The 20,874-nt window shown below is 50.3% G+C and carries 15 protein-coding genes and 1 tRNA gene; 10 read left to right on the top strand and 6 right to left on the bottom strand.

The annotated features are described in order from the left end of the window. Positions 1-39 precede the first annotated feature (39 nt). Positions 40-720, bottom strand: coding sequence for a hydrolase (locus OGX84_RS11785; protein ID WP_012131416.1), 681 nt, complete (start codon positions 718-720; stop codon positions 40-42). A gap of 525 nt (positions 721-1,245) precedes the next feature. Between OGX84_RS11785 and OGX84_RS11780 the strand changes: the two genes are divergently transcribed. Further along, the gene (locus OGX84_RS11780; RefSeq protein ID WP_112001801.1) at positions 1,246-2,148 is read left to right on the top strand and encodes a LysR family transcriptional regulator; all 903 of its coding nucleotides are present in this window, start codon (positions 1,246-1,248) and stop codon (positions 2,146-2,148) included. 211 nt (positions 2,149-2,359) lie between these two features. On the opposite strand, the gene OGX84_RS11775 is transcribed toward OGX84_RS11780, so the two are convergent. Continuing rightward, entirely contained in the window at positions 2,360-2,701 is a 342-nt protein-coding gene (locus tag OGX84_RS11775; RefSeq protein WP_071818848.1) for a helix-turn-helix transcriptional regulator, read from the bottom strand. A 182-nt stretch (positions 2,702-2,883) separates the two neighbouring features. Between OGX84_RS11775 and gap the strand changes: the two genes are divergently transcribed. The 3 genes from gap to OGX84_RS11760 all read left to right on the top strand — a co-directional run bounded on the left by gap (position 2,884) and on the right by OGX84_RS11760 (position 8,372). After that, entirely contained in the window at positions 2,884-3,885 is a 1,002-nt protein-coding gene (gene gap / locus OGX84_RS11770) for a type I glyceraldehyde-3-phosphate dehydrogenase (protein WP_012131419.1), read from the top strand. 384 nt (positions 3,886-4,269) lie between these two features. Continuing rightward, on the top strand, positions 4,270-6,813 hold the full coding sequence (dosP, locus tag OGX84_RS11765; RefSeq protein ID WP_112001802.1) for an oxygen-sensing cyclic-di-GMP phosphodiesterase DosP: 2,544 nt from the start codon (positions 4,270-4,272) through the stop codon (positions 6,811-6,813). Then, the gene (locus OGX84_RS11760; protein ID WP_112001803.1) at positions 6,810-8,372 is read left to right on the top strand and encodes a sensor domain-containing diguanylate cyclase; all 1,563 of its coding nucleotides are present in this window, start codon (positions 6,810-6,812) and stop codon (positions 8,370-8,372) included. Before dosP ends, OGX84_RS11760 begins: the two co-directional genes overlap by 4 nt. 42 nt (positions 8,373-8,414) lie before the next feature. Here the strand turns inward: OGX84_RS11760 and OGX84_RS11755 are convergent, their stop codons facing one another. Then, positions 8,415-9,839: a glucose/sorbosone family PQQ-dependent dehydrogenase gene (locus OGX84_RS11755; RefSeq protein WP_199976271.1), complete on the bottom strand. Its 1,425-nt coding sequence runs from the start codon at positions 9,837-9,839 to the stop codon at positions 8,415-8,417. Between the two features lie 626 nt (positions 9,840-10,465). Between OGX84_RS11755 and OGX84_RS11750 the strand changes: the two genes are divergently transcribed. Next, positions 10,466-12,070: an MFS transporter gene (locus OGX84_RS11750; protein ID WP_052194464.1), complete on the top strand. Its 1,605-nt coding sequence runs from the start codon at positions 10,466-10,468 to the stop codon at positions 12,068-12,070. Positions 12,071-12,242: 172 nt separating this feature from the next. Here OGX84_RS11750 and OGX84_RS11745 read toward each other — a convergent pair. Together OGX84_RS11745 and OGX84_RS11740 are read right to left on the bottom strand one after the other, a co-directional pair. Continuing rightward, positions 12,243-12,317, bottom strand: a tRNA-Arg gene (locus OGX84_RS11745). A 75-nt stretch (positions 12,318-12,392) separates the two neighbouring features. Further along, positions 12,393-13,325: a formate/nitrite transporter family protein gene (locus tag OGX84_RS11740; protein WP_012131426.1), complete on the bottom strand. Its 933-nt coding sequence runs from the start codon at positions 13,323-13,325 to the stop codon at positions 12,393-12,395. 288 nt (positions 13,326-13,613) lie between these two features. Here OGX84_RS11740 and mlaA point away from each other — a divergent pair, with 288 nt between their 5' ends. Further along, positions 13,614-14,369: a phospholipid-binding lipoprotein MlaA gene (mlaA, locus tag OGX84_RS11735; protein WP_024130145.1), complete on the top strand. Its 756-nt coding sequence runs from the start codon at positions 13,614-13,616 to the stop codon at positions 14,367-14,369. 62 nt (positions 14,370-14,431) lie between these two features. Here mlaA and fadL read toward each other — a convergent pair whose 3' ends face one another. Continuing rightward, the gene (gene fadL, locus OGX84_RS11730) at positions 14,432-15,781 is read right to left on the bottom strand and encodes a long-chain fatty acid transporter FadL (RefSeq protein WP_024130146.1); all 1,350 of its coding nucleotides are present in this window, start codon (positions 15,779-15,781) and stop codon (positions 14,432-14,434) included. Positions 15,782-16,152: 371 nt separating this feature from the next. Here fadL and OGX84_RS11725 point away from each other — a divergent pair, with 371 nt between their 5' ends. The 4 genes from OGX84_RS11725 (at position 16,153) to sixA (ending at position 20,763) form a co-directional block, all read left to right on the top strand. Further along, a complete protein-coding gene (locus OGX84_RS11725) occupies positions 16,153-16,437 on the top strand; it encodes a YfcZ/YiiS family protein (RefSeq protein ID WP_024130148.1) in 285 nt (94 codons plus the stop codon). 176 nt (positions 16,438-16,613) lie between these two features. After that, positions 16,614-17,924, top strand: a complete 1,311-nt coding sequence (fadI, locus tag OGX84_RS11720; protein WP_012131431.1) for an acetyl-CoA C-acyltransferase FadI — start codon at positions 16,614-16,616, stop codon at positions 17,922-17,924. After that, positions 17,924-20,071 carry a fatty acid oxidation complex subunit alpha FadJ gene (gene fadJ, locus OGX84_RS11715; RefSeq protein ID WP_286458021.1) on the top strand — a complete coding sequence of 716 codons (2,148 nt, stop codon included), beginning with the start codon at positions 17,924-17,926 and terminating at the stop codon, positions 20,069-20,071. Before fadI ends, fadJ begins: the two co-directional genes overlap by 1 nt. A gap of 206 nt (positions 20,072-20,277) precedes the next feature. Beyond that, a complete protein-coding gene (sixA, locus tag OGX84_RS11710) occupies positions 20,278-20,763 on the top strand; it encodes a phosphohistidine phosphatase SixA (protein ID WP_047462281.1) in 486 nt (161 codons plus the stop codon). Positions 20,764-20,874: the final 111 nt, after the last annotated feature.

Below are 20,874 nucleotides of genomic sequence, written 5' to 3'. Positions count from 1 at the left end.
GCGTGGTGCATTACGCCTGCCGTAAATCAGTTGGAGGTGTTATTTAGCCGGGTTTGGGCCGATACGTTCGCCGTGTTGTACGCGCTCAGGCGCTTTATGAACCATAGTATAGGCATAATCGACGCCCATGCCGTAGGCGCCGGAGTGTTCACGCACGATATCCATAATGCCGTTGTAGGTCTCTTTACGGGCCCAGTCGCGCTGCCACTCAAGAATGACCTGCTGCCAGGTTACCGGTACGATGCCTGCCTGAACCATACGATCGATAGCGTATTTGTGCGCATCAACGGAGGTGCCGCCGGAAGCATCAACCACCATATAGATTTGATAATCCGCGTCTTTGACTGCACACAGGGCAAACGTGGTGTTACAGACTTCCGTCCACAGACCGGAAACAATCACTTTCTTACGACCATTCGCCGCCAGTGCATCACGAACGTTCTGATCGTCCCATGAGTTCATTGAAGTACGTTCCAGGATGTTGTTTTCCGGGAAAACGGCCAGGAGTTCGGGATAGGTGTTACCGGAAAAACTTTCGGTTTCTACGGTCGTGATGGTGGTGGGGATATTAAACAGTTTTGCCGCTTTGGCCAGGCCAACAACGTTGTTTTTCAGTACCTGACGGTCAATAGATTGTACCCCGAAGGCCATCTGGGGTTGCTGGTCGATAAAAATCAGTTGACTGTTCTGCGGGGTGAGGACATCAAGGTAATGAGACATATCACTTTCTCCTGAACTAATATAGTGTAAGCACAACATGATTAGAAATGCGCATTCCCGAAGAGAATAATGCCGTGTTATTCCTTCCTGACGTTCAACATTTTCCCGTCGCATTTATTTCATGTTACGGTATACGTGCTGTCAGCAATGTTCGTTCCTTATCCGCGTACTCTTCCTTTTTATTTGTTATCCATCCGTCATCTGATTAATGACAGGGGAATATCTTTACCATCATTTTGATCTGTCGGTCAGAATGTGACGACAGACTCAGTTTAGAAGTTTTATGGCTAACATCAATGTTCAAAAACATTACTCACTGTCTTTTAAAATGTGACAATCATATTTTTCTCATGTCTTGTTTAAGAATTTTATACAACATGTTTAAGAAAACTTTTGGAAACTTATTATTTATTAAATATTGTTCCTTGTCATGACTCATGGGGTTTACGATTTCACCATCGGTAAACTATTATAGGGACTGTATTCATAACAGGACAATCATACGTCCCGTATCTGGTGACAGTAATGCATTTAGAAGATATTCGAATTTTTGTAACCATCGTAAATATGGGAAGTTTTACAGCAGCAGCCGAACACCTGAGTCTATCCAAACAATTTGTCAGCAGAAGAATGGCCGCGCTGGAGAAAAAAGTTTCAGCCCGATTACTGGTGCGAAATACCCGAAAGTTGTCCGTTACGGATACCGGCCAGGCTTTTTTTCATCATGCCCGGCGCATTCTGGAAGAGGTTCATGAAGCCGAGCAGGTTATCTCCGCCCGGCAGCAAAAACTGGCCGGGTCATTCAGGATTAGCCTGCCGATGACATACGGCATCAGGCGACTTGCCCCCCTGATTGTTGAATTTCAGGCGGCGCATCCAGAACTTACCGTTCATATTGATATGAATGACAGATATGTTGATGTGGTGGGCGAAGGCTACGATATGGTTTTGCGCATCGGGAACCTGATGGACTCTACCTTAATTGCTCGCTGTCTGGGTAAATTACCGATGGTGATTTGCGCCAGCCCGGATTATCTCCGTTTGCACGGTACGCCTCTGGCGCCTTCTGAACTGGCGCAGCATAGCTGCCTTTTGTATGGTCGGGAGGGGCAATTCGGCTGGAAATTGACGGAGGAAAATTCACCGAATACGTATGCCGTCAGAGGCAATCTGAGCAGTAATAACGGGGACGTGATCCGCGAGGCCGCAGAAGCGGGGGCCGGTATTGCGCTTTTGCCGCTTTTTATCGTTGAAGACTCGCTGCAACAAGGTGCTTTAGTGCAGATATTGTCTGATTACTCGCCGCCTCCGCTGACGATCAGCGCGCTGTATCCAAAACATCGCCAGCGCAGCGCAGTGACCCGGATCTTATTGCCATTTCTGGCCGAAAGAATTGCCGGCATCGTCGACCCGATTAAAAAAATATGAGTGATGTAGGGGCCGATGTTGTCAACTAAATCAGGATAGTGAATATGTTATTTGAGTATTGATGGGCTCAGGCAGTGACATAAAATGGCCGTGTCAAGCCGACGCTGATAACTATCATATGATCATCAAAGCGATGTAATCCCTGGTATTCCAGAAGGGATAAGATGTTCGTTGCTCTTTAAAATTATGCTTGCCTGATGTTCGGTTGAAATTAAACGCGTTCTCTTTTTTCTGTCATATCGCGTCTGACTTGTCCTGGCGTTTTCCCAAAGTATTGATGGAATCGTCTTGAAAAGGCTTGCTGACTGGAAAAACCTACGATAAAGGACACATCCATTATCGGTGTTCTGGTTGTCGATAAAAGTTCAAAGGCCTTATTTAATTTTAACTCTGTCACATACTGACCAAGGGTTACGCCGGTATGCGACTTGAATATTCTCTGGAGGTGCCAGGGAGAATATCCAGATCTCGCGGCTATGTCAGTAATTCGTAATGGTTTGTCTGTATTGTTGTGGAGCCATTCAAGTAGAACGTCGAGCACACTTTTGTACATGATAATACATCTGCCATTTTCGGTTATTGATTATGTATCAACGTATCATAATCATAATGCTTATATCGAACTTTATTGTGCAGTTTTTTTGATGATAACCAGCAATAAAATTATGCAGCATCGGTAATCTTGTTGTGTATGTTGGTAGTGTCTTATGAGCGCTTTTATTTTGAGGATTGAATATGAAAAGAATTGGCATCAATGGTTTCGGTCGTATTGGCAGACTGGTATTACGCCGGATTCTGGAAACCGAACTGAATGTGGAAATTGTCGCTATAAACGATCTTACCTCGCCGGATGTTTTGGCTTATTTGCTGAAATATGATTCAAACTATGGTCCCTTTAACGGCACGGTTTCCCATGCTGACGGTTCAATTATCGTCAATGGTAAAGTCATCAAAGTATTTGCTGAGAAAAATGCGGGTGATATCCCCTGGGGTAGCCTGGGTATTGATGTTGTTGTGGAATGTACCGGTTTTTATACCTCAGCAGAAAAAGCGAATGCCCATATTGAAGCCGGAGCGAAAAAAGTGCTTATCTCCGCGCCTGCTGGCGATATGAAGACCATCGTTTATCATGTGAATGATGAAACGCTCACTTCTGCTGATAACATTATTTCCGTTGCGTCCTGTACGACAAACTGTCTGGCGCCGGTGGCAAAAGCCCTGAATGACGCCTTTGGTATTAACGTCGGCACGATGACGACGGTACATGCTTATACCGGCACCCAAGCTCTAGTGGATGGTCCCCGAGGTAAAGACTTCAGGGCTTCTCGTGCTGCGGCGGAAAATATTATCCCGCATACGACAGGGGCGGCCAAAGCGATTGGTCTTGTTATTCCTGAACTTAACGGGAAACTGAAAGGTCATGCCCAGCGTATTCCGGTAAAAACGGGTTCAGTGACGGAGTTAGTGACCGTCCTGAATAAGACCGTCACCGTTGAAGAGGTCAATAACGCGCTGAGAAATGCAACAGTTGATAATGAGTCATTTGGCTATACGGATGAGCCAATTGTATCGTCTGATATTATTGGCATCCATTTTGGTTCCGTTTTTGATGCGACCCAAACGGAAGTGACCGAATTTGATGGCGTGCAACTGGTCAAAACGGTCGCCTGGTATGATAATGAATACGGGTTTGTGACCCAGTTGGTCAGAGTATTGAAGAAGTATATTTCCCTCTGATTTTTGTTGAAAAGAAACCCCTGCACAAAAATGCGGGGGTTTTTAAATGGTGATATAAATTTAGGTTATGTCAGATTTTTATTGTTGATGTGCGCTGTCGTTCAGGTAATGAAAACGGCAAACATGGCTTCGTACTGCGTAAGAAAAGGAACCGGGCAGAAAAGGAATAGCAGGCATGATAAGCGTGACATATTTTATACCGCTGAGTGGAAGTAATCCGTTTGCTTCAGTAGACTTTTCCTACAGGGTTTGAATAGCGAAACGCGGCAGGTGACGTCATCACCATGTATCGGCCTGCCTGAGGCTGTGGTTTGCAGGGACAATTGTTCAGGATAATGCGACTTTCCGTCAGTCAGGCATTATCTGTTGAGGAGTTATCTGAAAATGAAAGCTGCGGCTGACAATATTCTGTTTCCTGCTCTTGAGCAGACGTTCATGGCGGTTGTCCTCGTCGACGAGCGTAACCGGGTTCTGTTCTTTAACGAAGCCGCAGAGAAATTGTGGGGCTATTCCAGGGATGAAGTGCTTGGCCGGGATATGAATATATTAATTCCCGGGCCTCTGAAGCATGTTCATGGGGATTATGTCCACCATCACCGCGACGGGGGAAATTCCCGGGTTGTCGGGATGAATCGTGAACTTCAACTGGAACGAAAAGACGGCACGCAGGTCTGGACCAGCTTTTCGCTCTCCAAAATAGACGTGGATGGCCGCATCCACTACATGGCCGCCGCCCGGGACGTCAGCAAAGAGGTGGCCAGGCGCGAGCAAAACCGTCTGTTGTTGCTTGCCGTCAATAATACGGACAGAGCCGTGGTTGTTCTGGATGAACAACGTCGTATTGTCCAGACCAACCGTGCGTTCACCAGCATGTTTGGATATGGCGCAGATGAAGCCATGAACCAGGTATTCCCTGATTTCCTGCTGTCTTCAGGAAACAGCGATGACGCGCTAAAGCGTGTGGAAGAACATCTGCGGGGAAGTCGCTGGTTTCAGGAAGAACTCCTCACCGCGACCAGAAACGGCAGGGAAGTCTGGAGCCGGGTTTCGGTAAACCCTGTCCTCAATGAGCGTGACCACCGCCAGACCCGTAACCTTGTCGTAACCTTCGTTGATATTACGGAAGAACGTAATATTCGTAATCTGGAACGGGATGTACTGGCCGCGCTGACCAGCCGGATGACTTTCCAGGAAACGGGTGATTACATCTGCCAGCGAATTGGAAATATTGCGCCAGGCGTACTGGTCTCGGTATGCCGGATCGTCGATAACCGGATGCGCCCGTGGGCAGCTCCCGGTTTTCCAAAAGAATATGGTGAATACTGGGATGGCGTGGCCGTCGGTGAAGGCGTGGCAAGCTGCGGTACTTGTGCTGTGCGTGGCGAGCCCGTCATGGTCCAGGATATCAGCACCGATCCTCTATGGGCTCCCTATAAACATCAGATGTTGCCTCATGGTTTTCGGGCATGCTGGACATACCCTGTAAAACGTCGAGATGGTTCCGTGGCAGGGACGTTTGCTTTTTATTTCAGGACACAGAATGAGCCGGATACATTTCTGGTTCGCATTGCCGATGCCAGCGTTCATCTTTGCGCTCTGGCGATTGAGCGGGAGGAAGGTCGCCAGCAAATCGACCGGCTGGTTCGGTTCGATGCCCTTACGGGGCTGCCCAATCGTCAGTATCTCTATCACCATCTGGATAAACTGCTGTCGGGTAACGAACCGGAACTCGCCGTGTTTTTCCTCGATATTAACCGTTTTCGTAAGGTGAATGAGTCACTGGGGTATTCCGCTGGCGACCAGGTGATTATCACGCTGGCTAACCGCTTGCAGGAGAGGTTCGGGCCGCATCACTTTATCAGCCGGGTGGGTGGCGCGCAGTTTGTTGTGGTGGCGAGCGCCTGTCGTGTTGATGAGGCCTCACACCTGGCTGAGCTTATGCAGCATATCGTTGGCGCTGAAATGAGCGCCGCCGGGCAGACCTTCGAGCTTAAAGCCTGTATTGGGATCAGCCATTCCATTGGCGGCGACAGGGAAACGCTGCTGGCCCACGCCGAGAGCGCGATGGAGCGGGTACGTGAAAGCGGTGGAAGCTATCAGTTTTTTAACCCGGAACTGAATCAGGCCGTCATGCAACGTCTGAAACTGGGCATGGCGCTGCGAAATGCGATTACGGAGGGGCATTTGCGGCTGGAATATCAGCCTCAGATCAGGGCTGCGGACGGGCAGGTATACGGTTTTGAAGCGCTGACCCGATGGCACGATCCGCACGCTGGCGACATCTCTCCAGGGACGTTTATTCCTCTGGCTGAAGAGACGGGAGAGATAGAGCATATCGGCCTCTGGGCGCTGCGTGAAGTCTGCCGACAGCTTTTTGAATGGCGGGAAAAGGGCACGAATGTGTCGGCAGTATCTGTAAACCTGTCTGCCCATAACTTCCGTAAGCCTGATTTACCCCGTTATATCGCCGACCTGCTGAATGAATATCAGCTGCCCGGCAATATCCTGACCATTGAAATTACGGAAAGCGCCATGATGGAACTGACGGACGAGATGCTTGCGCGGGTCAGGGAGATTCGTGCGATGGGCGCGGGGGTCTCAATGGATGATTTCGGCACCGGCTTTTCCAGTCTGGCCAGCCTGGCGTATCTGCCGGTGACGGAGGTCAAAATTGATAAAAGCTTCATTGACCGGTTCGCCCGCGATCGTCGCGTCAATGCGCTGGTCGAAGCGGTTGTCAGTATTGGGCATAACCTCGACCTGACGGTTGTGGCGGAAGGTGTGGAAAATACCCATCAGCATCAGCAACTGAGAAAAATGGGCTGTTCCGTACTTCAGGGATTTCTTTTTTCCCGACCATTGTCGGCGAATACGTTACCGGTATGGCTAGAGGCTTACCGTTCACCCTTGCAGGATGCACAATCATGAAGAAAAAACTGTTACAGATGCTGAATTTGCGTCTGCTTATTATTGCTTTTGCGTTTCTGATGACCCTCCTTACTCTTTTCAATAGTTTCTATTCAGCCTGGCGTGTCCAGAAGCAGGTACTTATTGAGAATGAACTCAGTGAAAACCAGGCATATGCGGAGAGGATTGCTTCCACTATTGATTTGTATCTGGCGGTTTTCATGGAGCGTCTGGAATACAGTGCGAGCGTCATCGGTCAGCATTTCGATGATGAGAGCATTATCTCTGGTGAAATGATGAGGATGCAGCGGCGAGATTTTGGTTTTGATTCCGTTACGCTGGTGGATGAAAAAGGCAAAATTATTGGCGTGCTGCCTGAATCCCTGAACCTGAAGGGGAAAATGCTGACCACGCCAGGCGGCGTCGAGGCTCTCAAAGAAATGCAGCCGACGGTCAGCAGCGCCTACAATTCTCTGTCCGGTAATCTGGTGGTGTATATTTCACATCCCGTCAGGAATGCGCAGGGGAAATACCTCGGTTTTATTGGCGGCGCGATTTATCTGCAAAGAAGCAACGTTCTTTCTGCGCTCATTTCTAATCATTTCCGCAATGATGACAGCTATATTTATGTCGTTGATAAAAATGACCAGCTCTTATATCACCCCGATCCGGCCCGCAGAGGGGAAAAAGAGGAAGGCAATGCCGCAGTGAAAGCCGTGGAGCAAGGGCTGAGCGGCGCGATGGAGGTGACAAACTCCCGTGGCGTGGAAATGCTGGCGGGGTATGCCAGTATAAACACCTCGGGCTGGGGCGTTGTGGCGCAAAAACCAAAAGATAAAACCCTTACTGCGCTTGATGGGCTCATGTGGCAAATGATACGCGGCGTTGTACCGCTGGGTATTGTGGGGTTGTTTATTCTCTGGTGGCTGGGGAATGAAATCGTCAGACCATTGCGTCAACTGGCGGATCACGCCATTTCGATGGACAGCGATGAGTCCGCAGAAAAAGTACGAAACGTTCGATCATGGTATATCGAAGCCTCCCGACTCAGGCGCGCGTTGCTTCAGGGAATGGAATTAATCCGGGAGAAAATGAAATGGCTGAACGATCAGGCCAGCACTGACCCGCTTACCGGGCTGGTCAACCGACGGGCGGCAGAGAAACTGCTGGCTGAATACGAACATCAGCAGCGACAGTTTGCGGTGATTTCTCTGGATATCGATCGCTTCAAAGCCGTCAACGACACGTTTGGTCATGACATTGGCGATGTTACGTTAAAAGCGCTGGCGCAGCTGCTGAAGCGAAGCTGTCGTAAAAATGATACCGCCTGCCGTATGGGAGGAGAGGAGTTTATGATGTTTTTCCCGGAGACGTCGGTAGAGGCTGCGGCGGATATTGCGGAGCGGCTGAGAAAAGAGGTCGCCGCCGCAAAGATAGAGACGGTAGGGCATATCACCATTTCTCTTGGCGTGACGGTGTGGCCGTCGGGCGTTGACTCTGTCTCTCAGTCGCTGAAACGGGCTGATGAATTGATGTACCAGGCGAAACAGGCGGGCAGAAACCAGGTGGTCGCAGGATAAAAAAGCAGGCGAATACCTTATTCGTATTCGCCTGTTATTGAATTATTTGCCCGTGTATTCAAAGACGATAATAGAACCCGGGTTACTCAGATTATGCGTTGGATGGTTGGATTCATCCATCACATTACCAAAGTTATCCGTCGCCACGTAGATTTTACGGGTGTCCGGGCTGACCAGCACCATGCGGTAACGGTTTGCCGTGTGGAAATATTTCGCGACGTCACCCTGAACATCTTTCTTATCGGCATTCAGCAGAACACGGTACAGCGCGCCATTTTTCATGGAGCTGATAATCACCGAGTTTCGCCAGCCTTTAATTACGCCGTTTTCCGGGTAGTATGCCACGCTGGATGGTGCAATTGTCGGCCAGCAGATATATGAAGAATCCGGGCCGCAGCTGGCGTCGTTATAGGTAAAGCCTTCTTTGACCGTAAAGAACGTTTTAATCGGCGCTTTAAAGTCTGCGGCTTTCCACTCTGTTTCTTTCTGGACCGGAACGCCTGCCGGAATATGGTTAGGGTCCCAGGTCAGAGACGGGCAATTCGCCGCTTCAGAGTAGTTGGCATAAACATAAGCCTGATCGTCCTGGAAACCGGCAACGTGTGGCCAGCCATAGTTGCCGCCGGGTTCGAGGATATTCAGCTCGTCATCGGAGGATGGCCCTTGTTCGGATGCGTAAAGGGTATCGCCAATAAATACCAGTCCCTGAGGGTTACGGTGTCCGTAAGTAAACAGGTGGCTTTTGATGCCTTTAATAACGGGGTTATCATCTGGAATAGAACCATCGGTATTCAGACGCAGCACTTTACCGGCATAGGCGGCATAGTCTTTATTCTTCAGTTCATTCTCAGTGGGAATACGCTGAGCTTCGATAGGTTTACAGAAATTCGCGCCCTGGTTATGCCCTTGTTCACCGATGGTATAATACAACTTCCCGTCCGGGCCAAAGCGCAGGCGTCCACCGTTGTGGTCATTGCCCGCCGGGAATCCAGCCAGGATCTCTTTTTCATTACCTAGCTTCTGGGTTTTTTCGTCATATTCCAGGCGAACGATTTTGGCGTGTTCCTTGTCGCCGTTCATATAGGTATAGGCCGTATAAACATAATTATCGCCACCCGGTTTCATGAAGTTCGGTGACAACGCCAGGCCCAGAACGCCTTCATGCTGCGGCCCGGTATGAACCCTGCTCAGCGTAATGGCGACTTTTTTCTCACCGGTTTTCGGGTTGATACGATCGATAGAAGCGGCTTTACGTTCGGTTACCCATAAATAATCATCCGGCCCCCACACCATATCCCACGGGGCATCAAGCCCGCTAATGAGGACATGCGCGGAAAAAGGTTCTGAGGCTTGTATCTCGGTTTGTTTTGAATTTGCGGCCTGTGATGAGGTTGCGGCATAACTAACGCCAGATATGGCAAGGGCTAACGTAACAGCCTGACTGATGCGCTTTATTTTATTATTCATCATTGCGTTCCTGTATATGATAAATAGTTTCGACGGATGTCGAAATTTTCAAAGATGTAACAACTATTGTCCTTGAGAGGTAATTTGTCAAGTTGCGCCAGAAGCCGATAATTTATTAAAAATGAATCTGTTGCGATAAGGTGGAATAAGTCGATTTGGGTGTGTCGGCATTGGGGGTTGTTTAACGTGTTGTTTGTACTGAATGTTTTCTCTGGCAGTTGTTAGAGGTTCATTTGTTGGCTTCTCACAATATCGCGATATGAATTTATTGTCTCATTTTTTGAAATTCACTGTCCGACATGTGTTGTTAATGTTGATTTTCACCCACTGGATTATGTAGTTGTGTTCTATAATGAGAGTGATGTCCATGAATAATCTCTATTTTTCAGTGATAACACTTTATTTAAGGATTATCAGGCACATTTCTACCGGAGATGGTATTGTCTGAACGCGGATTTTAATTCTTGTTATTTATTTTTATAAAAGGTAATGTCATGAGATAAGGGACTGTATCTAAATATTCCCCATAAATCTTCTTTTCCTGTTTTGTATTTTGATTACGATATCGTTGATATCTGTGACAAGTAAATGATTACCGGTCATCTTAAGCTGGAGGGCATATTTATATGGCAGAACAACATTCATCAGCATGGTCACCTTTACGTAACCGTGTTTTCTTCATGTTATGGATAGCCACACTCTTTTCCAATATCGGGACCTGGATGAATGATGTTGGCGCCGGTTGGTTGATGACCAATTTAAGCCCGGACCCTGTCATGATTGCCGCTATTCAGGCAATGACCACGCTGCCCGTATTCTTGCTGGCGTTACCTGCGGGGGCTATTGCGGATATTTTCGACAAGAGAAAATTACTTATTCTTGTTAATATTATGATGCTGTGTGCCGCGTCTCTGCTCGCAATTATCGTCTATTTTAATGTTGTCAGTATCGGATGGTTATTATTCATCACGTTTATTCTCGGGTCCGGCGCCGCGTTTTTAGGCCCGGCATGGCAGGCCATTGTACCTGCTATTGTTGAACCTCATGAATTAAAATCCGGGATTGCGTTAAACAGTATGGGTATTAACATCAGCCGGGCGATCGGGCCCGCGCTGGCCGGTATTTTGATTTCACAGGTCGGTCTTTATCTTCCTTTTCTTCTGAATGCGTTGAGTTTTATTGCGATTATTGCTGCGGTATGGTGGTGGAAAGGAGAAGAAAAAACGAACGGGAGTCTTCCGGCTGAATCTGTTGTTGCCGCAATGGTTTCAGGTTTGCGTTATGCCCGTTACAGCCCTGAATTAATGAGAACAATAATAAAGGCTGCCAGCTTCTTTGTTTTTGCCAGCGCGTATTGGGCAATGCTCCCGCTGGTGGTGAGACTCTCACTTCAGGGAGATGCAACATTATATGGCGTGTTAACAACCAGTATCGGGATCGGCGCTGTCTGTGGCGCATTCAGTTTGCCCGCGCTGCGTAAGCGACTCAGTGCCGGCGCTCTTATTACCTCAGGAACATTCGGTACTGCTGCCGTATTACTGATATTCGCCGGAGCAGCATCTCAATATGCCGCCATTTTCGCCAGTATTGTGGCTGGTTTCAGCTGGATTATTACCTTGTCAACGCTCATGATATCAGCCCAGACAGCGCTCCCGGACTGGGTTCGCGCAAGAGGGCTGGCCTTGTACCTGACCGTATTTTCCGGGTCAATGGCATTCGGTTCTCTGGTCTGGGGACAAATTGCCTCGCATACGTCAGTAACCACAGCATTACTTTCTGCCGCAATCGGTATTGTCGTTGTCTGGTTATGCGTATTAAAGGTAAAAATTGACCATGACAATATTAACTTGCAGCATTCAGATCACTTTAGCCTTGCTGAGGACGGTCTTAATGATATTACCGGCCATACCGGCCCGATGCTGGTGTCTGTTTATTATCATGTCGATGCTGAAAAGAATGGCCAATTTATCAGTTTGATGAAAAAGTTAAAAAATATCCGGTTAAGGGATGGCGGTTACGCCTGGGGACTGTTTGTAGTTCCTGAGAAATCCAATGAATTTATTGAAACATTCATGGTGTCGTCATTGGCTGAACATCTGCGTCAGCACGACAGAGCGACTGTCGATGACAGACAAATACAGCAGCAACTGGATGACGTCATTCTGAATAAAAAAGCAACACACTATTTTTCTGCGAGTGTAGCGGAATCCTTTGTCATACAAGAGGAATAAGAATAAGCGTTCAGCTTATACCGTCTGGTGAATAATAGAACGTTGTGGGGCGGCAGGACTGAATCACGCATCATCCTGTCTGCCTCGTGGCAATGTAGAAATGCAAAATCACAAGACGATGGCTGATTGTGGCGGTTTTACTGAACCCGGCAGACGTCAGGAGAGGTATGTATGGTGTCCCCTGCAGGAATCGAACCTGCAACTAGCCCTTAGGAGGGGCTCGTTATATCCATTTAACTAAGGAGACGAGGCGGCACGAGTATAGCGTTTTTTACCCTGCACAGTAAGTATATCGCCGCCTGACTGCTCAAACAGTCGCCATTCAGGACTGTTTTTTCTGCTTTTCCGCCTTCTTTCCGGCACGCAGCCTGGCCTCTTCTTTGCGTCTGGCGCTCATATCATTACGGATCTGCGCATGGCTCATAAGCGCGAAGATGAATGTACCGCCGCAGATATTCCCCGCCAGCGTGGGCAAAGCAAAGGGCCAGAAAAAGTCGCTCCAGTGCAGCGTGCCGTTAAACACCAGATAGAGGATTTCAACCGAACCCACGACGATATGGGTCGTGTCAGCGAGGGCGATAAGCCAGGTCATCAGAATGATCACCACGATTTTTGCGGCGCCGGCAGCGGGAAACATCCATACCATTGTGGCAATGATCCAGCCGGAGATAATGGCATTGGCAAACATCTCGCCAGGGCTGTTTTTCATCACATCCATGCCGATTTTGACAAACGCATCACGCGTTTCTTCGTCAAATATAGGCATATATTCAAAAGCCCATGCGGCGATGCCAGTACCGACTACGTTGCCCAGTAACACCACGCTCCAGAGCCGCATCAGCAGACCCGCGTTGCCCATCGTCGGGTTTTGCATCACCGGCAGAACGGCGGTGACGGTATTTTCAGTAAACAACTGCTGGCGCGCCATGATGACGATGATAAAACCAAAGGTATAACCCAGATTCTCAAGTAAAAAACTGCCGGGGACGCCGTCCAGCTGTACGTGAAAAATACCTTTCGCCAGTAGCGAGGCGCCCATTGAGAGCCCTGCGGCAATGGCTGACCACAGCAGCGCCATAGCGTCACGCTCCAGCTCTTTTTCGCCGTCCTGGCGGATATGTTCGTGAATCGCCATCGCGCGTGAGGGGAGGCGATCCTCGTCGACCTCTATCTTTTTCCCGCGTTGTTTTTCTTCGCTTTCGACTTCGAGTTCGTCACTGTGTTGATCAATTTTCTCTTCGCTGAATTTATCCATTGTGAGACCTCGTGATGAACACATTTGTCTAAAGCGTAGTGGCTTTTATCCGACTGAAGGCAGGGCAAACTCTGAAATCGCAAAAAAGGCGACGCGCGTTTTTACCCGCCCGGTTAGAATGAAACCCGCCATGAGCCAGAGTTACAGGCTATGATCAAATCAACAAGAATCAGTATATAGACATCATTTGACGTGCTGTTACAATCGCTCACACCTAAACAGGCGGATACGGTCTCGTTCCGTCATGGATGGCAATCAGCGATAGCCATAATCAACAGGGAGACATTTATGAAGCTTCGCCTGTCGGCGCTTGCGCTGGGGAGCACACTGCTGGTGGGATGTGCAAGCTCCGGTACAGAACAGCAGGGGCGTTCAGATCCGCTCGAAGGATTTAACCGCACCATGTACAACTTCAACTTTAACGTGTTGGACCCGTATGTCGTTCGACCGGTCGCTGTCGCCTGGCGTGATTATGTTCCGCAGCCTGCCAGAAATGGTTTGAGTAATTTTACCAGCAACCTCGAAGAGCCTGCGATTATGGTGAACTATTTCCTGCAGGGCGATCCCTATCAGGGCATGGTGCACTTCACCCGCTTCTTCCTGAATAGTATTTTGGGAATGGGGGGCTTTATTGATGTTGCGGGGATGGCGAATCCAAAACTACAGCGTGTTGAACCGCACCGTTTCGGCAGTACGTTAGGCCATTACGGTGTGGGGTATGGCCCCTACGTGCAACTTCCGTTCTATGGCAGCTTCACGCTGCGTGAAGATGGCGGTGATATGGCCGATACCCTTTATCCGGTACTCTCCTGGCTCACCTGGCCGATGTCTATTGGTAAATGGACCATTGAAGGAATTGAAACCCGCGCGCAACTGCTGGATTCCGATGGTCTGCTGCGTCAGTCTTCCGACCCGTATATTCTGGTGCGTGAAGCATACTTCCAGCGTCATGACTTCATCGCTAACGGCGGGAAGCTTAAACCGCAGGAAAACCCGAATGCCCAGGCGATTCAGGACGATCTCAAAGAGATTGATTCTGAATAACCACACGAGGCTAATAAAAAAGGTGAGTCAAAAGACTCACCTTTTTTTACGTCTGATGAAAATCAGAACGCGTAGTTAAAGTTCGTACCGAACAGCCAGGCTTTACCGTCAGACTTGAAGGAGTAAGCTGCCGGGCCTTCCCCTTCGGTGAATTTCACGTTCTGACCGTGCATATAGGATGCGCCAACGTCAATAGAAGCATCTTCATTGAAGGCGTAAGTTGCACCCGCGCTCAGCCACAGACGGTCCTGATCGGGAATAGAAATGGAACGTTTGTTTGCCGGAACCGGGCTATCGTCATACGCGATACCGGTACGGAAAGTCCAGTTCTTATCGTAGTAGTAGGTCGTACCCAACGCGATACGGTACGCATCCTTAAAGCTTTCATCTTTATAGAAGAGCGTCTGGCCGTCGTCGCCTTTGGCTTTTAACTCCTGGAACTGGCTCCAGCTGGTATAAGTCAGGCTATAGTGGATAGCCCATTGCGGCGCGACGCGGTTATAACCGGAGATTTCCCACATTTCAGGCAGGTTCAGGGTTAAGGAACCATTCTGTGTTGCGCCGCCAGTGCCGTATGGCAGGCTTGAAAGCCCCATACTGGCGAAAATATTGTTCAGATTTGGGTTAATGGAGCTTTTGTAATCGCCTTCGAAGTCGATTTTCACTTCAGAGCGGTAGGTCAGGCCCCAACGGTTATCCTTGTCGAGTTCATACAGGATGCCTGCATTCCAGCCGAATCCCCACTCATCACCCTTCAGGTGGGCGATCTGGGAGTCAGGGGAGTTAATGCCATCCGTCCACTGAGAGGGTACGCCTTGTCCAACCAGCTGTTGTGAAAGCACCGGACCGAGGGAACCCGCGTAGCGCTCAATTTTAGCCTTCGCGTAAACCGCATCAAAACCGACCCCGAAGCTCCAGCTATTATTCAGGCGATAGGCGCCGCTGAGGTTCAGGTTCACCGTTTGCAGGTCTGTTTTACCGCCATAGATACCGGCTGAATAATCTTTATTGAATTCGGTGGCGAGGCCATAGTTGGAGGTAATGGATGCCCCCCAACCGAACTGATCGTTGATCGGCGCAACGAAGTGCAGGTTAGGAACCCACGCTGTTGGCGCAATATTATTCGCGTTGGCATTTTGCCCGGTTAAGTTAGAGCGGCCGGTCACATTGACATCTGGATCGATATACACCGCACCCGCAGAGAAGGTGGGGCGATCGAACATCATAATTAACGCCGGGTTGCGGCTAACGTTACCGGCATCATCTGCGATAGCGCCTTCACCCGAATAAGCCCGGCCAAGGCCAGAGGAAGAAAATTCGTTTAACTGAAAGCCTGCAGACCAGGCCTGTGTGGAGACGATTGCCACTGCGACTGCGAGAGCAGACTTTGTAAACAGGGTTTTCTGGCTCATGACCATAACCTCATCGATTTATTTTTATACAAACTATGTTACATGCCGTAACAGGAGCGCGAAGTGTAGGGTCTGAGGTACGACAGAGAAATCAGACCAGTGGCGTGAGTATAGGTCTGACCAGCTGGAATGTTGCAAGTATGTTTATAATATTTTTCAATTGTGATCGTAGAAACGCGATCCAGCTGGCAAATTTGAGGCCTGGCGCACTCACTCGATTGGGCGATTTTTGTTTTAGATCATTTTTAAGTGTGATTTCGGTCACTTATCCCATTTTGCGTCATTAACGACTGGAGAGCCTTTTTCCACGAGCGTAAAATATCCTCAATATTTATCTGGCACTTTGAGTGCAAATACAGAGGAAATCTACAATGAGTAAATGCAGTGCTGATGAAACCCCGGTTTGCTGCTGTATGGATGTTGGCACCATTATGGACAACTCCGATTGCACCGCGTCTTACAGCCGTGTGTTTGAAAACCGCGCGCAGGCCGAAGAGACGCTGGCGGCTCTGACAGAAAAAGCGCGTGGCGTGGAGTCTGAACCTTGCCAGATTACATCCACCTTTACCGAAGAAGCTGAAGGCGTGCGTCTGGACATCGACTTTGTCTTCGCCTGCGAAGCTGAAACGCTGATCTTCCAGCTGGGTCTGCGTTAATCCCCTTCTTTGAATGCCCCTGTCAAATTCTGGCAGGGGCATTTTCGTAACCCTCTGTTACTATCCTCTGTGTCTTAGCTCTCACTTTCTGGCGTCTCCGCTTGGCGAAATGTAAAAAATTGGTTAAGACTGTGATCAGGTCAGACCACTTATTTTATTTTTTACAGGGGAATGTTATGAGTCAGGCTTTACCACTGGTTACCCGCCAGGGCGATCGTATCGCCATTGTAAGCGGATTACGTACGCCGTTTGCTCGTCAGGCCACCGCTTTTCATGGCATTCCTGCTGTTGAGTTGGGAAAAATGGTTGTTGGGGAATTGCTGGCGCGCAGTGAAATACCTGCCGAGGTTATTGAGCAACTGGTTTTTGGCCAGGTGGTGCAAATGCCTGAAGCTCCCAACATCGCCCGGGAAATTGTGCTGGGTACGGGGATGAATGTTCACACCGATGCCTACAGCGTAAGCCGGGCGTGCGCGACCAGTTTTCAGGCGGTAGCGAATGTTGCGGAAAGCCTGATGGCGGGGACGATTCGCGCGGGGATTGCTGGCGGCGCGGACTCCTCTTCCGTGTTACCCATTGGCGTCAGCAAAAAGTTGGCGCGTATACTGGTGGACGTCAATAAAGCCCGCACGACCGGGCAAAAACTCAAACTCTTTTCCCGCCTGCGTCTGCGAGACCTGATGCCTGTTCCGCCCGCGGTCGCTGAATATTCCACCGGGCTGCGGATGGGCGATACGGCCGAGCAAATGGCGAAAACCTATGGCATTACGCGTGAGCAGCAGGATGCGCTGGCGCATCGTTCCCATCAACGTGCCGCACAGGCCTGGGCTGAAGGTAAACTGGCGGATGAGGTAATGACGACATATGCGCCGCCGTATAAAGAGCCTTTTTCTGAAGATAATAATATTCGTGGCAACTCTACTCTGGCAGATTATGCGAAGCTGCGCCCCGCGTTTGATCGACAACATGGGACGGTCACGGCGGCGAACAGTACGCCGCTGACGGATGGCGCGGCAGCCGTCATCCTGATGACGGAGTCTCGCGCTAAAGAACTTGGCCTGGCGCCGTTGGGCTATCTGCGTAGCTATGCGTTTACCGCAATTGACGTCTGGCAGGACATGCTGCTGGGCCCGGCCTGGTCGACGCCGCTGGCGCTGGAGCGGGCCGGATTAACGCTGGCCGATCTCTCGTTAATTGATATGCATGAAGCCTTTGCCGCTCAGACGCTGGCTAACATTCAACTGCTTGGCAGTGAGCGTTTTGCCCGCGACGTGCTGGGCAGGGCGCATGCGACCGGAGAAGTGGATGACAGTAAGTTTAACGTCCTCGGCGGGTCGATTGCCTATGGACATCCGTTTGCCGCAACGGGGGCGCGGATGATCACGCAAACCCTGCATGAGCTACGCCGTCGGGGAGGCGGTTTTGGCCTGGTGACCGCGTGTGCTGCGGGGGGTTTAGGGGCGGCAATGGTTCTGGAGGCGGAATAATGGACATGACATCGGCTTTCACGCTTAACGTGCGTCTGGATAACGTCGCGGTCGTCTCTATTGATGTCCCCGGTGAGAAAATGAATACCCTGAAGGCGGAGTTCGCGACGCAGGTTCGCGCCATCCTGAAACAGATTCGGGAAAACAAGGCGCTGCGCGGTGTGGTTTTTATTTCTGCGAAGCCGGATAACTTTATCGCGGGGGCGGATATCAACATGATCGGCAACTGCAAAAGCGCGCAGGAAGCTGAAACGCTGGCGCGTCAGGGCCAGCAGATAATGGCTGAAATTCAGGCGCTGTCTGTTCCGGTTGTCGCCGCCATTCACGGCGCGTGTCTCGGCGGTGGGTTAGAGATGGCGCTGGCTTGCCATCGGCGCATTTGTACTGATGATGCGAAAACCGCGCTGGGCCTGCCGGAAGTGCAACTGGGGCTGCTGCCAGGGTCTGGCGGTACGCAGCGATTACCGCGCCTGGTTGGGGTGAGTACAGCGCTGGACATGATCCTCACCGGTAAGCAGTTACGGCCAAAACAAGCGCTCAGGGTTGGCCTGGTGGACGAAGTCGTGCCGCATGCCATCTTGCTTGAGGCCGCTGTGGAACTGGCGATTAAAGGGCGTTCCGCTCAGCGGAATTTACCGGTGCGTGAACGTATTCTGGCGGGGCCGCTTGGGCGCACGCTGCTGTTTCGCATGGTCAGTAAAAAAACCGGGCAGAAAACGCAGGGTAATTACCCGGCGACAGAGCGAATCCTTGAGGTGATTGAAACCGGGCTGGCGCAGGGAAGCAGCAGCGGATACGACGCGGAAGCGCGGGCGTTTGGCGAACTGGCGATGACGCCGCAGTCGCAGGCGTTGCGGAATATCTTTTTTGCCAGCACCGAAGTGAAAAAAGATCCGGGGAGCGACGCGCAGCCTGGCCCGTTAGCCAGCGTAGGCGTGCTGGGCGGAGGTCTGATGGGCGGCGGTATTGCTTACGTGACGGCCTGTAAAGGCGGCTTGCCGGTTCGCATCAAAGATATTAATGCTAAAGGCATCAACCACGCGCTGAAGTACAGCTGGGATCAGCTTGAAACCAAAGTTCGCCGCCGCCATATCAAAGCGGGCGAACGCGACAAACAGCTGGCGCTAATCTCCGGCTCAACGGATTACCGCGGCTTCTCGCATCGGGATCTGGTTATTGAAGCGGTGTTTGAAGATCTGGCGTTAAAACAGCAGATGGTGGCGGAAGTCGAGCAAAACTGCGCTCCTCACACCATTTTTGCCTCCAACACCTCATCTTTACCCATCGGCGACATCGCGGCTAACGCGGCCAGGCCTGAGCAGGTGATTGGTTTGCACTTCTTTAGCCCGGTAGAAAAAATGCCGTTGGTGGAGGTCATTCCTCATGCGACAACCTCCGCGCAGTCGATCGCCACGACCGTTAAGCTGGCGAAAAAACAGGGCAAAACGCCGATTGTGGTCAGCGATAAAGCCGGGTTCTACGTTAATCGTATTCTTGCCCCGTATATCAACGAAGCAATACGGCTGCTGACCGAAGGCGAACGCGTCGAAGCGATCGATGCCGCGCTGGTCAAGTTTGGTTTTCCGGTCGGGCCAATCCAACTTTTGGATGAGGTTGGCATCGATACAGGCACTAAAATTATACCTGTACTGGAGGCCGCTTACGGCGAACGTTTTAGCGCGCCTGCAAACGTTGTTGCCTCAATTTTGAATGACGATCGCAAAGGCAGAAAAAATGGTCGCGGTTTCTATCTTTATGGCGTGAAAGGGCGTAAAAGCAAAAAACAGGTCGACCCTGCAATTTATAGGCTTATTGGTACGCAAGGGCAGAGCCGACTTTCTGCGCAGCAAATGGCTGAGCGGTGCGTGATGTTAATGCTCAATGAAGCGGCGCGCTGCTTTGATGAGAAGGTGATCCGCAGCGCGCGTGATGGCGACATCGGCGCGGTATTTGGTATTGGTTTTCCGCCGTTTCTTGGCGGCCCGTTCCGTTATATGGACACTCTCGGCGCGGGTGAAGTGGTTGCGGTTCTGCAACGACTGGCTACGCAGTATGGCGACCGGTTTACCCCGTGCGAGCGCTTATTGCGGATGGCTGAACGCGGTGAACGTTTCTGGAACAGTGGGGAAACAGACCTGAAGGAATAAGGTCATATCAGGACGAGACCGCACCGAATGACTGTGTGGTGGTCAATTTGTAAACAAAGATTGACTATACTTACGCCATTGAGGTAAAAAACAGCGTTTCATTCGGTGAATGGATAAGGCACAATGCCGGCCACCGCATTTTTATCATACCCGTCAGGGTTTTTGCTAAGAATGTGGGTGATTCTGGTTAACAAAAGCGGTGCAATATGCAAGTTTTTATCATGCGTCACGGCGACGCGGCCCTCGATGCCGCCAGTGATTCGGTTCGTCCCTTAACCTCGTGTGGTTGTGACGAATCCCGCCTTATGGCGAACTGGCTGAAAGGTCAAAAAGTGGATATCGAACGTGTTCTGGTGAGCCCGTTTCTACGAGCCGAACAAACGTTGGATGTGGTAGGGGAGTGTATGAACCTGCCTGGCAATGTGGACGTTTTGCCGGAGCTTACTCCTTGCGGCGATGTCGGTATGGTCAGCGCCTGGTTACAGACGCTGGCGAATGAAGGCGTCGCATCGGTGTTAGTGATCTCTCACCTGCCTTTGGTGGGATATCTGGTGTCTGAACTCTGTCCTGGCGAGACGCCGCCAATGTTCACCACATCTGCGATTGCCAGCGTAACGCTTGATGAAAGCGGCAAAGGGATTTTCAACTGGCAGATGAGCCCGTGTAATCTGAAAATGGCAAAAGCGATTTAACGTTATTATCGTCGGTTGGATACCGTGCCTGATGGCGCTTCGCTTATCAGGCCTACATCCTGCACTGACCCCGTAGGCCGGATAAGGCGCTTGCGCCGCCATCCGGCAATC

The organism is Citrobacter sp. CK202, assembly GCF_030333225.1.
GTDB classification, from domain to species: Bacteria; Pseudomonadota; Gammaproteobacteria; order Enterobacterales; family Enterobacteriaceae; genus Citrobacter_B; species Citrobacter_B koseri.
This window is presented reverse-complemented; position numbering and strand designations above follow the sequence as displayed.

Bases quoted from the DNA above. Each gene is read 5' to 3' on its own strand.
- fadI (WP_012131431.1), top strand. From the start codon at position 16,614: ATGAGTCAGGCTTTACCACTGGTTACCCGCCAGGGCGATCGTATCGCC.
- fadJ (WP_286458021.1), top strand. From the start codon at position 17,924: ATGGACATGACATCGGCTTTCACGCTTAACGTGCGTCTGGATAACGTC.
- OGX84_RS11785 (WP_012131416.1), bottom strand. From the start codon at position 720: ATGTCTCATTACCTTGATGTCCTCACCCCGCAGAACAGTCAACTGATT.
- OGX84_RS11755 (WP_199976271.1), bottom strand. From the start codon at position 9,839: ATGAATAATAAAATAAAGCGCATCAGTCAGGCTGTTACGTTAGCCCTT.
- OGX84_RS11780 (WP_112001801.1), top strand. From the start codon at position 1,246: ATGCATTTAGAAGATATTCGAATTTTTGTAACCATCGTAAATATGGGA.
- mlaA (WP_024130145.1), top strand. From the start codon at position 13,614: ATGAAGCTTCGCCTGTCGGCGCTTGCGCTGGGGAGCACACTGCTGGTG.
- sixA (WP_047462281.1), top strand. From the start codon at position 20,278: ATGCAAGTTTTTATCATGCGTCACGGCGACGCGGCCCTCGATGCCGCC.
- OGX84_RS11740 (WP_012131426.1), bottom strand. From the start codon at position 13,325: ATGGATAAATTCAGCGAAGAGAAAATTGATCAACACAGTGACGAACTC.
- fadL (WP_024130146.1), bottom strand. From the start codon at position 15,781: ATGAGCCAGAAAACCCTGTTTACAAAGTCTGCTCTCGCAGTCGCAGTG.
- OGX84_RS11775 (WP_071818848.1), bottom strand. From the start codon at position 2,701: ATGTACAAAAGTGTGCTCGACGTTCTACTTGAATGGCTCCACAACAAT.
- gap (WP_012131419.1), top strand. From the start codon at position 2,884: ATGAAAAGAATTGGCATCAATGGTTTCGGTCGTATTGGCAGACTGGTA.
- dosP (WP_112001802.1), top strand. From the start codon at position 4,270: ATGAAAGCTGCGGCTGACAATATTCTGTTTCCTGCTCTTGAGCAGACG.
- OGX84_RS11750 (WP_052194464.1), top strand. From the start codon at position 10,466: ATGGCAGAACAACATTCATCAGCATGGTCACCTTTACGTAACCGTGTT.
- OGX84_RS11725 (WP_024130148.1), top strand. From the start codon at position 16,153: ATGAGTAAATGCAGTGCTGATGAAACCCCGGTTTGCTGCTGTATGGAT.
- OGX84_RS11760 (WP_112001803.1), top strand. From the start codon at position 6,810: ATGAAGAAAAAACTGTTACAGATGCTGAATTTGCGTCTGCTTATTATT.